This is a genomic window from Micromonospora noduli, from assembly GCF_003264475.1.
GTDB lineage: Bacteria > Actinomycetota > Actinomycetes > Mycobacteriales > Micromonosporaceae > Micromonospora > Micromonospora noduli.
This window is the reverse complement of sequence record NZ_PYAC01000008.1, coordinates 58,243-71,739: the sequence shown is the minus strand read 5'-3', so window position 1 is coordinate 71,739 and position 13,497 is coordinate 58,243. Positions and strand designations below refer to the sequence as shown.

Sequence of the window (13,497 nt, the reverse complement as noted above, 5' to 3'; positions counted from 1 at the left end):
ATCTAACCACTACCGCCGGGGCGGCCTGCGAACGCCAGCGGAGGCTTCCCCTTACCCCGGTGTCCGACTTTTCATCTCCGAACACCAGTGCGAGAGTGCAGGGCGTGACCTCCAACGACTTCGGTTCCGCGCGCGGCACGCCGCGCCACGACCTGGAGTCGTCGTCCGCGGCCACCGTATCCGCTGGTCCCGGCCCCGGGCCAGCGCCGGCCGACCTGCTGCGCCGGCTACGCGCCCGGGGCGCCGCCGACCCGGTCACCCACGTCGAGCGGGTGCCGGCCCGCGCCGGGGTGCCCGCGCCGTGGCCGTCGTGGGCACCGGCGGAGTTGCGCGCCGCGTTCACAGGGCGCGGCGTGGCCGCGCCCTGGCAGCACCAGGCCGAGGCGGCCAACCTGGCGTACGAGGGCCAGCACGTGATCGTCGCCACCGGCACCGCGTCCGGCAAGTCACTGGCGTACCAGCTGCCCGCCCTGGCCACAGTGCTCGCCGACCCCCGGGCCACAGTGCTCTACCTGGCGCCGACCAAGGCCCTCGCCGCGGACCAGTTGCGCGCCGTCGCCGCGCTGGAGCTGGAGGGGGTCCGCCCCGCCTGCTACGACGGGGACACTCCGCGCACCGAGCGGGAGTGGATCCGCCGGCACTCCCGGTTCGTGCTGACCAACCCGGACATGCTGCACCACGGCATCCTGCCCGGGCACGCCCAGTGGTCCGGCTTCCTGCGCCGACTCGCGTACGTGGTGATCGACGAGTGCCACACCTACCGGGGCGTGTTCGGCTCGCACGTCGCGCACGTGCTGCGTCGGCTGCGTCGGCAGTGCGCCCGGTTCGGGGCCACGCCGGTGTTCGTGCTCGCCTCGGCCACCTCCGGCGACCCGGCCACCGCGGCCGGACGGCTGACCGGCCTGCCGGTGACAGCGGTCACCGAGGACGCCTCCCCCCGCGGCGGGGTGACCTTCGCACTCTGGGAACCACCGCTGCTGCCACCCGACACGTCGGCCTCTTCCCCGGTGCCGCCGCAGGCGACGGGCGAGCACGACGAGCTTCACCAGGTCCGTCGGTCGGCGCTGCGCGAGACCGCGGACCTGCTCGCCGACACGGTCGCCGAGGGGGTACGCACCCTCGCGTTCGTCCGCTCCCGCAAGGGCGCCGAGGTGGTGGCCGCCAACGCGCGACGAGCGCTGGACGACGCGGTGCCGGGGCTCGGCGACCGGGTGGCCGCCTACCGGGGCGGCTACCTGCGGGAGGAACGGCGCGAGCTGGAACGGGCCCTGCTGCACGGCGACCTGCTCGGCCTGGCCTCGACCAACGCGCTGGAACTGGGCGTGGACCTGGTCGGGCTCGACGCGGTGCTGATCTGTGGCTACCCGGGCACCCGGGCGTCGCTGTGGCAGCAGGCGGGCCGCGCCGGGCGTTCCGGGCAGGAGGCCCTCGCGGTGCTGGTAGCCCGGGACGACCCCCTGGACACCTACCTGGTGCACCACCCGGAGGCGATCTTCGGCGCGCCGGTGGAGGCTACGGTGCTCGACCCGGCCAACCCGTACGTGCTGGCACCGCAGCTCGCCTGCGCCGCGGTGGAGGCACCGCTCACCCCGGCCGACCTGGTGCTCTTCGGCGAGGGGGCGAAGGAGGCAGTCGACGAACTGGTCGCGGCGGGGGCGCTGCGGCAGCGGCCCACCGGTTGGTACTGGCGGCACCGGGAGCGGCCCGAGGTGGACCTGCGCGGCGAGGGCGGCGCCCCGGTCGCCGTGGTGGAGTCGTCGACCGGCCGGCTGCTCGGCACTGTCGACGGCGGCTCGTCGCACTTCCTGCTGCACTCCGGCGCGGTCTATCTGCACCAGGGCGTCTCGTACGTGGTCGACCAGCTCGACCTGGCCGACGGGTGCGCGCTGGTGCGCGCCGAGGAGCCGGACTGGTCCACCCACGCCCGCGACGTCACCGACCTGTCCGTGGTGTCGGTGCGCTCCTACGTGGACGCAGGGCCGGTCGGCATGTTCCTCGGCGAGGTGGACGTCACCAGCCAGGTGGTGTCGTACCAGCGGCGACGGATCGCCACCGGCGAGGTGATCGACACTCGGCCGCTCGACCTGCCCACCCGGGAGCTGCGCACGGTGGCGGTCTGGTTCACCCTGTCACCGCAGTCGCTGGCCCTCGCCGGGGTCCAGCCGGCCGACGTGCCGGGTGCGCTGCACGCCGCCGAACACGCAGCGATCGGTCTGCTGCCGCTGATGGCGACCTGCGACCGGTGGGACATCGGTGGGATCTCCACCGCGCTGCACCCGGACACCGAGGCACCGACCGTCTTCGTCTACGACGGGCATCCGGGTGGCGCCGGATTCGCCGAGCGGGCGTACGGGACGGCGGCGGCGTGGCTGCGGGCCACCCGGGACGCGATCGCGGAGTGCGGCTGCGACACCGGCTGCCCGTCCTGCGTGCAGTCACCGAAATGCGGCAACGGCAACAACCCGCTCTCCAAGCCGGACGCGATCCGGGTGCTCGACGTGGTGCTGACGAACCTGCCGGACTGAGCGGCTTGCATGAATCGGCATGGCACGGGGCACAATGATGTGGGAGCGCTTCCATCGATGCCAATGTTGCTATCGCCCCCCGTGCCCGAGGAGAAGCTGTGGCCGACACCATCGCCGAAACCGTCGACCTGCTCTACACCATCGACCAGGACAATCTCACCCTCGACCAGCAGATCGCGCTGGGGTCGGCACTGGCCGCCCTGGCCCAGGCGGAACGGCTGGAACAGATCAACGAGCGCCTGCGCGGCATCCACCAGGTCCTCAACACCTGGGCGTTGCGGGCCGCGACCTCCGTCGACAGTCGCTGAGGTCTCCCGGAGTGATCCTGCTAGGGCACCAGTGATCACTCCGTGCTGGGTAGTCGTCCGGCGACCTCGACGGCTACCCAGCAACTGATCATGGGCAGCAGGGGCGCGACGGTTGTCGGGCTGTGCGAGACTCCGGCGCACCAACCCCAGAGGAGAACACATGCAGCTCGACAACTTGCAGGGCCAGCACCAGTTCCACATCCGCCAGCGACTGCGCATGATGGTCAACCAGTACGAGGTCCGGGCGGTCTCCCCCGACGGCACCGAGGGTGAACTGCTGGCGTTCGCGCAGCAGAAGCGGCTCGCCTTCAAGGAGCAGGTGACCATCTACACGGACGACTCCAAGCAGCAGCCTCTGCTCGGCTTCAAGGCCCGCCAGCGCATCGACCTCGGCGCCACGTACGACGTCACCGACGCCGCTGGCAACCCGATCGGCCTTTTCCGCAAGGACTTCGCCCAGTCGCTGCTCCGCTCCACCTGGCACGTCGAGCAGAGCGGCCTGCCGCAGGTGACGGGTCAGGAGCGCAGCATGCCCGTGGCACTGCTGCGCCGATTCGTCGACTCGCTGTCCTGGCTGCCGTACCACTTCGACTTCACCGCGAACGGCCAGCCGGTCTTCACCGTGGTGAAGAAGTGGGGCCTGCGCGACAAGTACATCGTCGAGGTGCAGAACCCGCAGATCGACCGTCGCCTGGTCATCGCGATGGCCGTCGCCCTCGACGCGCTCCAGGCCCGCTGACACACCCGGCCCGGACCAGGGCACTGCGGTGACCCTCGGTGGTCGCCGTCGCAGCCACCCAATCCTCGGCTGCCGGCCGGACCTGGACCTCGACCAGTCCCGGCCGGCAGGCCGTCGGGCCGCAATCCCTGGGCGGGAGGCCGTCGGGCCCCACTCTCGGGCGCCGTGCCGTTGGGCCCCCTCTCGGGCGGCGTGCCGTTGGACCGCGCTCCCGGCCGGGCAGGCCGTTGGACCGCGCTCCCGGCCGGCAGGCCGTTGGCGACTCGGCCCCTGACGGGTCCGATCCCCCTCTGGAGCTGATGTCGTAAACGCATCACCTTGATGTCGTAAACGATTCAGCTCCACAGCGCCCACCAAACCCACCAGGCCCCTGGGTCTTTCGACCACGCGCCGGCCCGTACCTGCACCTGATGCCGCGACGCGGGTCAGCCGGGACTCCACAGGCCGCGGCCTGCGCTGGCCGCGCTGCGCTGGTCGCGCTGCCGCAGACGCGCCCTGCCGCAGACGCGCCCTGTGCCGGACGCGGCGGCGGTGAGCAGAGACGCCGCCGCGAGGGTCAGCCCCGCACCGGGCCGGCGCGGGCGCTCGCCGCAGCCACCCGGGTCAGGCCGGGTAGTGGCGTGAACGCCACCTCGACCGTCACCAGCACGTCCAGCCCGTCGAGGTGACAGCCGACCAGCCGGCCATCGTTGCGACCGGCGAGGTCGGACGCAGATGCGCAAGCCACAGCGTCGCCGTCGAGCGCACGCGCCGCCCCGGCCAGCGCGCCGAGATCGGCTGCCACCGCCGCCCGCTGACTCGCCATTCCGGCGGCGACGATGGCGGCGCCGAACGTCCCGAACACCACGAAGACGAGCCCCATCGCCAGCAGCAGGACCGTAGCTCCACCTCGCTCCGGGGCCGACCGACCACCAACGAGCCGTCCGCCAGCCGGTTCTCGACCGGAGCGGGATGATGGATCGCCCGTTCGTCGCACTACCAACTCCCCTCGTGCGTGCCCGGTTCGACGGCGGCGACGGCGGTGGCGACCACGGTGATTCGCGGTAGCTGGCCGCCCAACGTCCGGACGGGTGCGCGTACCGTCGCCTGGACCCGGTCACCGTCGACGGACACTGAAACCGCCGCCCCCGGCGGCGCCGCCCGGCCACCCTCCTCGCTGCCGTCCGCGCCCCGGGCGGCGGCGAGCGCCGCCTCCCGGGCCGCGTGCAGGCAGCCCGCCTGTGCGCTGACGGCGTTGACAGCGGTCAGGCCGGCCAGCAGGAGCAGGAGAAGCGCCGGCAGGCCGGCCGCCAGTTCGGCGGTGAAGGACCCCCGGTCCCCGCCAACGGTCCGCGCGAGGACGGAAAGCCTCCGCCCGCGGCGTGCCGCCAGCCCGGGAACGCTCGACCCTGGATCGCGGCCGGCCCGCCGGCGCCCGATCACTTCAGTGCCCGGTCGATGACCGCGGTCAGCGCCGACTGGACGTTGCCGGAGGTCAACACCTTCAACAGGATCCCGGCGAAGGCGACCGCTGCGAGGGTGCCCACGGCGTACTCGGCCGTGTTCATTCCGGCATCGCCGCGCAGGCGAGCGATGAGTTTGCGCATGACTGTTTCCCCTTCTCGATGGGTCAGAGCACATCGCCGAGAACGGCGACGATCACCGGCACGAGTCCGGCGAGAATGAACGCCGGCAGGAAGCAGAGCCCCAGCGGCAGAACGATGAGCACACCCGCCCGGCGGGCCGATGCCTCGGCGGCGGTGGCCCGGTCGGCGCGCAGGTCGTCGGCGAGCCGGGTCAGTGCGCCGGCCAGGGCGGCTCCACTGTTGGCCGAGCGCAACGCCGCCGCGGTCAGGCGCTCCGCGCCGGGCACGCCGTCCAGCGCGGACCAGGCCTCCGCTGGGCCACCACCAAGCAGCAGCGTGCGGCCAACCCGGGCCAACCGACCGGCGAGCGGTCCGTCGAGTGCCTCGGCGACGGCCAACACCGAGCGATCCACCGGAGCGCCCGCCCGCATCGCCGCCGCCAGAAGGTCGGCGGCTAGCGGCAGGTCGGCGGCCTCCTGCTGCCGCCGCCTACGCACAGCGGGCGACTCGATCCGCCGCAACAGGACATCGAGCAGGAACGCGGCCGGGAGAGCACCGAGCAGCCCGAACCAGCCCTCGACGACGATGGCCGTGGCGAGCCCAGCCAGCACCGCCACGAGCCGGATCGCGTCCGGCCGCCGCCGCCTGGTTGAGCTGGGCGGGCCGGCTGGGCCGCGGGCCATCATCCGGCCCGCCCCGGCGTCGCGCCCAGCCGTTCCGCCCAGAGGAGGCCCACGATCTGAAGGGCGACCGCGACAACCGCGCTAGCGCCGCCGACCGTGCTGTGCAGGAGAACCGCCATGGGGTCGACGCCGATGCCGTACCCCAGCCCGATCCCGCCAACCGGCAGGGCCGCCAGTAGCCAGGCCGTGGCCCGAGCCCCGGCCGCCTGGGCCGCCGCCGCGGCCAGACCCCGGTCGGTCGCCCGAGCGTCCGCCTCGATCCGCTCCACAAGCTCCGCCAGCGGCGCGCCGGTCCGGTCGGCCAACCGCACCGCCGCCGAGGTCAGCTGACGTAGGCGGCTCGCCCCGTCATGCTCGCCGGCCGCGACCTCGAGAGCGCGTGGGACGGGCAGGCCGGCCCGCAGATCCGCCGCGAGGCCGCAGAGCTGGTCCAGCCCACGTCGTCGGTCCCGTTCGGCACCCCGATTCGCTCGCCAACGCAGCGCGGCGCGCACGGCCAGCGTGCCGTACCCGGCTACCGCGACCGCGGCCACCGGACCGCCGACCACGGCACCCACACCGCCGCCGAGCAGACCGACCACCGGCAGGACGCGGGCCGTCGATCGCGGGATGCGCACCGACGGAGGCGTACCCGGCCTTCTCTCGGTCGGGCCGACGCGCCCGTGGGCGCGGCAACCGGCGATCGCGCACCCGTCGGCCGCTGCCCCGGCGGCCACGTCGCCCGGACAGTCGGCGTCCAGGTCGCCGTGCCCGTCTGCGGTTGCCGGACCGGAGACATCGTTCCGACCGGTTACGTCCACACCGCTGACACCGATCGTGATCGTGGCCGCCGATGCGCTCGGCCGTCGTTCGGCGTCGAGCATGGTGGGGTCCACCTCTGGGCGAGCGGTGCCGGTCGGGCGTCGGGGATCCCGACGGGCCGGCGGGCGCGTCGGGCCTTCCGGACGCGTGAACCCGCCTGCCGTTCCCGGCCACCTCGGGCTGCGGGTGACGTCCCGTTCGGGCCAGCCGAGTGCCGTACGCCTTCCGTTGGCACCCGCAGTAGTTGCCGACTCGAACCCGATGCCGACCGGATGACCCGAGGTCGGCGCAGCGCCGGTGGGGTCCACCGGCCCGTCCGGCGTGCGACCGAGTTCCCTGATCCACTGCACCAGGGCGTCATCCGGATCGACGGCGGCCCTCCGCCCCGGTGCCAGCACGCGACGTCGACGGGCCCGAATGGTCCGCATGGGCCACGCCACCAGCGCAGCGGCGACCAGGAGCAGCGCCGCCACCAGCATCGTCTCGGCGGTCATGCCGGACCCGCCGATCCGGGCCAGGGCTCGCTGAGGATGGGCGGCACCGCCACCCCACGCTCCCGCAGCAGCGCCCCGAGGGCACGGGCAGCGAGCCCGAGCCCACTGCCACGCACCCAGGCGGGCACCACTGTCACCATCCGTTCGGGCCCCTCGGGCAGTAGCAGACAGACCGACTCCAGGACGCGGCCCCGGTCGCTGCGTCGCACCTGGAACAGCACCTGCAACGCGGCGGCCACCTGGGCGTGCAGCGCGGCGCGAGGCAGCCCACCCAACATGCCCAGGGCCTCCAACCGGGCCGGCACGTCCGACGGCGTGTTGGCGTGCAGGGTGCCGGCACCCCCGTCATGGCCGGTGTTGAGCGCGGCCAGCAGGTCGACCACCTCACCGCCCCGGCACTCCCCGACCACCAGCCGGTCCGGGCGCATCCGCAACGCCTGCCGGACCAGGTCGGCCAGGCTGACCACGCCCGTCCCCTCCACATTGGCGGTGCGTGCCTGGAGCCCCACCACGTGCGGATGCCCCGGACGCAGCTCGGCGGCGTCCTCCACCAGCACGATCCGTTCCGTGGCCGGCACCATCCCCAGCAGGGTGTTGAGCAGTGTCGTCTTGCCAGAACCGGTGCCCCCGGTCACCAGGTACGCCAGCCGGGCCGCCACGACTGCGGCGAGCAGTGGTGCCAACGGTCGCGGCACCGTCCCCTGGCGCACCAACTCGTCGAGGGTGAACGGCCGGTGCCGGAAGGTCCGCAGCGACAGGTAGGGACCTTCGGTCGCGACCGGCGGCAGCACGGCGTGCAGTCGGGTGCCGTCGGGGAGCCGCGCGTCCGCGTACGGGGAGCCGTCGTCGAGCCGCCGTCCCGCGCTGGCGATCAGCCGCTGCGCCAACCGGCGGACGTCCTCCACCGAGCCCATCGGGACGGCGACCTGGTGCAGCCCCGACCCGCGGTCGACCCAGATCCGGGCGCCGTTGACGAGGACGTCGGTGACCTCCGGGTCGGCCAGCAGCGGCGCCAACGGCCCGGCCCCGACGAGGTCGTCGCGCACCCGGTCGGCGATCCGCAGCATGGCGGTGTCGCCGAGCACTGCGGCGGCGGGCTCGGCACGTACCGCGGAGACGATGGCCGCCGCGGTGACCGGGGTGGTGGCGGCGGCGATCCGCTGCCGTACCCGGGCGGCGAGGGTGTCGTCCTCCGGCCCGGCGGTCATGCCGCACCCGTAGCCGGCACGCCGGTGAGGTCGGTGACGATCCGTTGGCAGAGCGCGGCCAGTGGGCCCTTGCCCCCGGCGGCCGGCGCCTCGCCCCGTTCCAGCCCACGGCAGAGCCCCGGCTCCGGGCGCAACGTGCCGGCCAGGGGGAGGCCCAGCGCGCGTGCCACCTCGGAGGCCCGCAACCGCCCGGGGGCAGGCCCGCGCACCACCACCGAGAGCGCGCCGCAGTGCGGGGCGGCCGCGGCCACCACCCGAGTGGCCGCAGCGGTGGCGCGCAACTCGGCCGGTACGACGACGAACGCCTGGTCGGCGGCCTGCAGGGCCACCACTGCCGCGTCGTCCAACTGTCGGGGCAGATCGATCACCACGAAGTCCCGCCCACGTCGGGCCGCGTCGACGGTCGCCGCCATGGCCGTCGCGGGCAACGCCAGCATCTCGCCGCGGTCCCAGGAGAGCACCACGAGATCGCCCCGGCTGGGCAGGGCCTGCACCAGCGCCGGGGCGTCCACCCGTCCGTCTGCGCTGGTGAGCGACGGCCAGCGCAGGCCTTCCAACTGCTCCCAGCCCAGCACGAGGTCGAGGCCACCGCCGAGCGGGTCGGCGTCGACCAGGAGGGTGCGCAGCCGGGCCCGGGCGGCGGTCACCGCAAGACCACCGGCGAGCACACTCGCTCCCGCACCGCCCCGACCACCAAGGACCGCGACGACCCGGGCACCGACGCCGGCCGGACGGTCCGGGTCATGTTCGGCGAACCGGTCGACCAACCACGGCTCCGCGGCCGGCAGCGTGGCGACGTGCTCGGCCCCGATCAGCTCGGCGATCTGCCAGCCCGGGTCGACCTGACCAGCCCGACCGAGCAGCACCAGCCGGGGCCGCTGCGGCAACCGGGCGCGCAGGCAGGCCTGCGCCTGATCAGCGCCGAGCAGCACCAGGGGAGCGGGAAGCCATCGGGTACGGGCAGCCGCTGGGTCGCGGGCGAGCTCCACCTCGGTGCCGCCGACGGCGGCGAGCCGGAGCACATCATCGAGCAGATCGTCGTCGCCGGTGACGACCAGCGGGAGCCGGCGGATCGGCGGAACCGTGGTACGGGGTGGCATCGCGGCCTCCAGCGGTCGGGCTCTGGTATGCCGCCGACAATGCTCGGAATCCGCCTCACGAGCCGTCCCGATGTCGTCGCCTGTGGACAACCTGGTGGCCTGTGGAAAACCTCCGCCGAGACAGTCGATCTGCTACGAACGCAGGTAACTCCGCAGCTACTGCCGCTGCAGGAAAGACAGCGAGGCCGCTCCCGAGAGGAGCGGCCTCGCAAGTCGGACGTCAGCCGACCCGGTCGGTCCAGGCGGTATCGAGGATCACCTGGTACGAGCTGATCCGCACGGGCGACAGCGTCAACAGCTCATGGGCGAGCAGTTCGCCAGTCCTCGGATTGAAGACCAGAAGAGATTGCTGGTCGTGTTCGCGGTCGTCGAAGGTGACGGCGACTCCATTGCGGCCGGCACGGTCCGTGACCTGCCCGCGCCAGCGGAAGCCGGGCACGTCGGCGAGGACCCGCAGGACTGCCGCTCGGGTCGCACGCGGTACGACGTACCGGCCATAGAGCGTGCTGACCTCCTTGCTCGCCGCCCCCGCGCCGTACTCGACCTTCAGCAGCTCCCGCAGTTCGGCCGGGACGGCCGACGGCGGCCTGAGCTCCTCCGGCGGCAGCGGGATCATTGCCGGAGCAGGGGTGCCCTCGACCGCCGGACGCGAATCGAGATTCCGCTGCCAGTAGTCCCGGGACGCCTGGTCGGGATACTGCGGCTCCAACTGGGTGTTGATCTGACTGCCGGTCCCGTCTGCGGCCTGCCAGACCTTGGAGGCCCCGGCGAAGGCGACGTGGTGGCGACCGTCGGCGGAGGTCATCACCGGATCGCCCCACACCTTCGTGTGGTGATACATGTAGCGCCCGCTCTGGTGGTCGTACGCCGCGTCTTTGATCTTGTCGGCCAGCATGCGCAGCTGGGGGCCGGCGGCTGGCGGATCCGCGTCGAACTGGTACGCGACCGGCACGAGAACCAATCCCGCTGCGGTTCCAGGCCCACCCGGGGCGTCCGGTGCGGGCCCGCCGAACGGCTGGAGCACCGCCACGGCACCGGCCGCGACCGCCAGAGTCCCAGCCGTCAGGACCAGCCGGCGGGTCGGGCGTACCCGGCGACGCCCGGCCACCGTCTCGGTGGCGTCGGCGCGGTCGATCAGCTCGCGCGCCGAGACCAGCGGTGGCCCGACGGCGGCGTTCCGGGCCGGGTCGGCCGGGCCGAGAAGAGTACGGGTTCGCTCTGCTCCGAACATCACAGATCCTCTCGAATGGTCATCAACACCGGGCTACGCCGGGTCTGCGCGGGCCGGTCCGACATCGCTTCGGCAAGACGGCGGCGGGCGCGATGCAGGCGCACTGCGGCGGTCGGCCCGGTGCAACCGAGAACCCTGGCCGCCTCGGACACCGTCAGCTCCTCCCAGCCGACCAGCCGGAGGATTTCCTGGTCGAGGTCGTTGAGGTTGGCCAGAGCGGTCCGGATGTCGGCGACCCCGACGCTCGTGTCGGCACCCGACGATCCGGCCAGTCGCTCGAGGTCGACATCGGTGATCGAGAGGAGGTCCGGTGCGGCACGTCGCGAGCGCCACTGGTTCGCGAGAAGACGCCGGGCCACCCCGTACAGCCAGGGCAGGCTGCGCTCCGGCACCTCGGCGCGGCGACGCCAGGCGACGACGAAGACCTCCTGGGCAAGCTCCGCTGACGCATCCCGGTCAGCGAGCCGGCGCAGGCCGTATCGGACCATGTGCTCGTACTCGGCGGCGTAGAGACTGGTGAACCAGCCCTCGTCCCGCTTCTTCGGTGGACCCACCCGAACCCCCATTGCCTCGGCGACTCTCACAGTGGCTTGTGTCGCTGAGGGCCCCGGGATTACCGCTCGGCCGAGGGCGGGTGCCGCCCACCGGGAAACGAACGCTGCGGTCAGTCGTCGATCGCCTGGTAGACGGTGGTCCAGAAGTCGTGCCACATCGGCAGCCGCTGGTCGCCCGCGTGCGCCCGCTGCATGAACACGATCGTCGTCAGGTCCTCGGCGGGGTCGTTGTACCAGGCGGTGCCGTAGAAGCCGGGCCATCCGTAGCTGCCGACCGAGGGCCCGAGGTGGGTGCGGCGGGTCCGGACCGACATTCCAAAGCCCCAACCGATGGCGTCGAAGTATCCGGGCCAGAACCCGGAGATGGCCTTCTGCGTCGGGGTCAGGTGGTCGCTCGTCATCAGCGTCACCGCCGGCCGCGACAGCACGCGCTCGCCGCCGTGGGCGCCGCCGGCGAGCAGCGCCGAGGCGAAGGCCAGGTAGTCCTGGGCGGTCGAGACGAGCCCGCCGCCACCGGACTCGAACATCCGCGGTCGACTGAACCGCCCGTCGGGGGCGTCCTCGACAATCGGCTCGCCGGTGACGGCGTTGTCCTGCTCGTACGCCGTCGTGAACCGGCCGATGCTCTCGCTACCCACACTGAAGGCGGTGTCAGACATCCCCAGTGGCTTGCAGACCCGCTCACGGATGGCATCCCCGAAGGACATGCCGGTGGCCCGGGCGATGAGCACACCGGTCACGTTGGCGGCGGTGTCGTACATCCAGCGCTCACCCGGCTGGTGGACGAGCGGAAGGTCACCGAGCTGGCGGATCCACTCGTCCGGCGACTGATACTCGAGTGCGTCCAGCGCGTCGGAGATCGGCACCGTTCCCGGCTCGGCGGGGACCATGCCGGTGCCAAGGGTGCCGTCCAGGACGTCCCGCAGTGTTATCGGGCGTTCCGCCGGGACGGTGTTGTCCAGTGAGCCGTGGGGATCGGCGAGGACTGTCATGTCCGCCAACTCGGGGAGGAGATCGTCGACCGGGTCGTCGAGGCGGAGGGTGCAGTCCTCGACGAGGGTCATCGCACACGCGGCGACGATCGGCTTCGACATCGAGCCCAGGCGACAGATCGTCTCGACCGCCATCGGCGTATGCGACCCGGGACCCTCGAACGCGAGATGACCCGTCGCCTCGACGTGCACCTCGCCGTGCCGAGCGAGGACGACCACCATGCCCGGGACGAAGCCGGACTCGACGCGGTGCTCAAGAAACCCCCGCACCCGGGCCAGCCGCTTCGACGAGAAGCCACCTGCTGCCACCTGTGTCCTCCTCAGCTCGTCCCGTTTGGCAAATTACACGGCAGGCGGCGGTCGCATGGTCCACGACCGGGCAGGGCCGACACTCGGGGCGAGCAGTACCGCTCATCGACGAACCCGGCTTCTATAGCGCGAACGGGCCCCATATCGCGAACTACTGCTGCGGTGGCGCGCTCCCATGGAAAAGGGACGACCCCGTCGGGGGGATGCGGTCCCACGCTGTCGACCGCTGCCAACTGGTGGTGGCACGCGTCAACGAGCAGGTGGTGGCCCTCGTCGCTTGCCATTCAAGGCCGACCAGCACCGGCGCTCGCTCTGCCTCTTTGCTGCCTCGCTGCCTGACGCTCGCTTACAGGTCCGGTGCAAATCGTCCGGTTACTCACGCGCGTTAATGTGTTCCGTGATCGTATGGCTCAACGGCACCCACGGCGCGGGCAAAACGACGACCAGCTCGCTCGTGCAGCAACTGATCCCGGATTCACGGGTGTTCGACGCCGAGAAGGTCGGCGAGACGCTTATGGACATCACGCCGGGGCTGCCCGAGACGGACAACTTCCAGCACTGGCCGCCGTGGCGACAGCTCGTCGTCGAAACCGCCCGCCGCGTGCTCGACTACACCGGCGGCACTTTGGTGATACCCATGACTGTCCTGGTCGAGCAGTACTGGCACGAGATCAGTACGGGCCTCGCCCAACACGCCATCCCGGTAAGGCACTTCGTCCTCCACGCTGATCAAGACACCCTTCGCAGGCGCATCGAGGGAGAACACCCCGTTCCGTCTCCCTTCCGCCTCAAGTACCTTGAGCCCTACGCCGAGGCGGCCCGCACGTGGCTGCATGCCGAGGCCGAGGTCGTCGACACCACGCACCTGACTCCCGCCCAAGCCGCCATGCAGATCGTCCTCCGAGCTACCGGGGGAAGCCCAGGGGCCCAACCTCAACTGACGCGGCCGGCGTGAGTGAGTGGCACTTTCGTACTGACGGGCGCCGCA

14 protein-coding genes are annotated in these 13,497 nt (G+C 72.4%); 4 read left to right on the top strand and 10 right to left on the bottom strand.

What is annotated here, in order from left to right:
• The first annotated feature begins 152 nt into the window (after positions 1–152).
• The 3 genes from MED15_RS10695 to MED15_RS10685 all read left to right on the top strand — a co-directional run bounded on the left by MED15_RS10695 (position 153) and on the right by MED15_RS10685 (position 3,572).
• On the top strand, positions 153–2,525 hold the full coding sequence (locus tag MED15_RS10695; protein ID WP_373861080.1) for a DEAD/DEAH box helicase: 2,373 nt from the start codon (positions 153–155) through the stop codon (positions 2,523–2,525).
• Between the two features lie 98 nt (positions 2,526–2,623).
• Positions 2,624–2,833, top strand: coding sequence for a hypothetical protein (locus tag MED15_RS10690; RefSeq protein ID WP_030334221.1), 210 nt, complete (start codon positions 2,624–2,626; stop codon positions 2,831–2,833).
• A gap of 160 nt (positions 2,834–2,993) precedes the next feature.
• On the top strand, positions 2,994–3,572 hold the full coding sequence (locus MED15_RS10685) for an LURP-one-related family protein (protein ID WP_112699975.1): 579 nt from the start codon (positions 2,994–2,996) through the stop codon (positions 3,570–3,572).
• Between the two features lie 556 nt (positions 3,573–4,128).
• On the opposite strand, the gene MED15_RS10680 is transcribed toward MED15_RS10685, so the two are convergent.
• From MED15_RS10680 to MED15_RS10635, 10 genes are all read right to left on the bottom strand, one after another.
• Positions 4,129–4,554 (bottom strand): Rv3654c family TadE-like protein, encoded by a 426-nt coding sequence (locus MED15_RS10680; protein WP_258401692.1) that lies wholly within the window; start codon positions 4,552–4,554, stop codon positions 4,129–4,131.
• Positions 4,548–4,943 (bottom strand): TadE family type IV pilus minor pilin, encoded by a 396-nt coding sequence (locus tag MED15_RS10675; RefSeq protein WP_112699984.1) that lies wholly within the window; start codon positions 4,941–4,943, stop codon positions 4,548–4,550. The genes MED15_RS10680 and MED15_RS10675 overlap by 7 nt, the downstream gene beginning before the upstream one ends.
• Positions 4,944–4,990: 47 nt before the next feature.
• The gene (locus MED15_RS10670; RefSeq protein ID WP_081883916.1) at positions 4,991–5,158 is read right to left on the bottom strand and encodes a DUF4244 domain-containing protein; all 168 of its coding nucleotides are present in this window, start codon (positions 5,156–5,158) and stop codon (positions 4,991–4,993) included.
• A 23-nt stretch (positions 5,159–5,181) separates the two neighbouring features.
• Positions 5,182–5,823 (bottom strand): type II secretion system F family protein, encoded by a 642-nt coding sequence (locus tag MED15_RS10665; RefSeq protein WP_225855143.1) that lies wholly within the window; start codon positions 5,821–5,823, stop codon positions 5,182–5,184.
• Positions 5,820–7,115, bottom strand: coding sequence for a type II secretion system F family protein (locus tag MED15_RS34685; protein WP_309251420.1), 1,296 nt, complete (start codon positions 7,113–7,115; stop codon positions 5,820–5,822). The genes MED15_RS10665 and MED15_RS34685 overlap by 4 nt, the downstream gene beginning before the upstream one ends.
• Positions 7,112–8,323 (bottom strand): TadA family conjugal transfer-associated ATPase, encoded by a 1,212-nt coding sequence (locus tag MED15_RS10655; protein ID WP_112735474.1) that lies wholly within the window; start codon positions 8,321–8,323, stop codon positions 7,112–7,114. The genes MED15_RS34685 and MED15_RS10655 overlap by 4 nt, the downstream gene beginning before the upstream one ends.
• The gene (gene ssd, locus MED15_RS10650) at positions 8,320–9,423 is read right to left on the bottom strand and encodes a septum site-determining protein Ssd (protein WP_112602103.1); all 1,104 of its coding nucleotides are present in this window, start codon (positions 9,421–9,423) and stop codon (positions 8,320–8,322) included. The genes MED15_RS10655 and ssd overlap by 4 nt, the downstream gene beginning before the upstream one ends.
• A gap of 220 nt (positions 9,424–9,643) precedes the next feature.
• Positions 9,644–10,654 carry a CU044_5270 family protein gene (locus MED15_RS10645; protein WP_112735473.1) on the bottom strand — a complete coding sequence of 337 codons (1,011 nt, stop codon included), beginning with the start codon at positions 10,652–10,654 and terminating at the stop codon, positions 9,644–9,646.
• The gene (locus MED15_RS10640; RefSeq protein WP_145794991.1) at positions 10,654–11,208 is read right to left on the bottom strand and encodes an RNA polymerase sigma factor; all 555 of its coding nucleotides are present in this window, start codon (positions 11,206–11,208) and stop codon (positions 10,654–10,656) included. The genes MED15_RS10645 and MED15_RS10640 overlap by 1 nt, the downstream gene beginning before the upstream one ends.
• A gap of 110 nt (positions 11,209–11,318) precedes the next feature.
• Entirely contained in the window at positions 11,319–12,509 is a 1,191-nt protein-coding gene (locus MED15_RS10635) for a serine hydrolase domain-containing protein (protein ID WP_112735472.1), read from the bottom strand.
• Positions 12,510–12,906: 397 nt separating this feature from the next.
• Here MED15_RS10635 and MED15_RS10630 point away from each other — a divergent pair, with 397 nt between their 5' ends.
• A complete protein-coding gene (locus MED15_RS10630; protein WP_112699971.1) occupies positions 12,907–13,464 on the top strand; it encodes an AAA family ATPase in 558 nt (185 codons plus the stop codon).
• Positions 13,465–13,497: the final 33 nt, after the last annotated feature.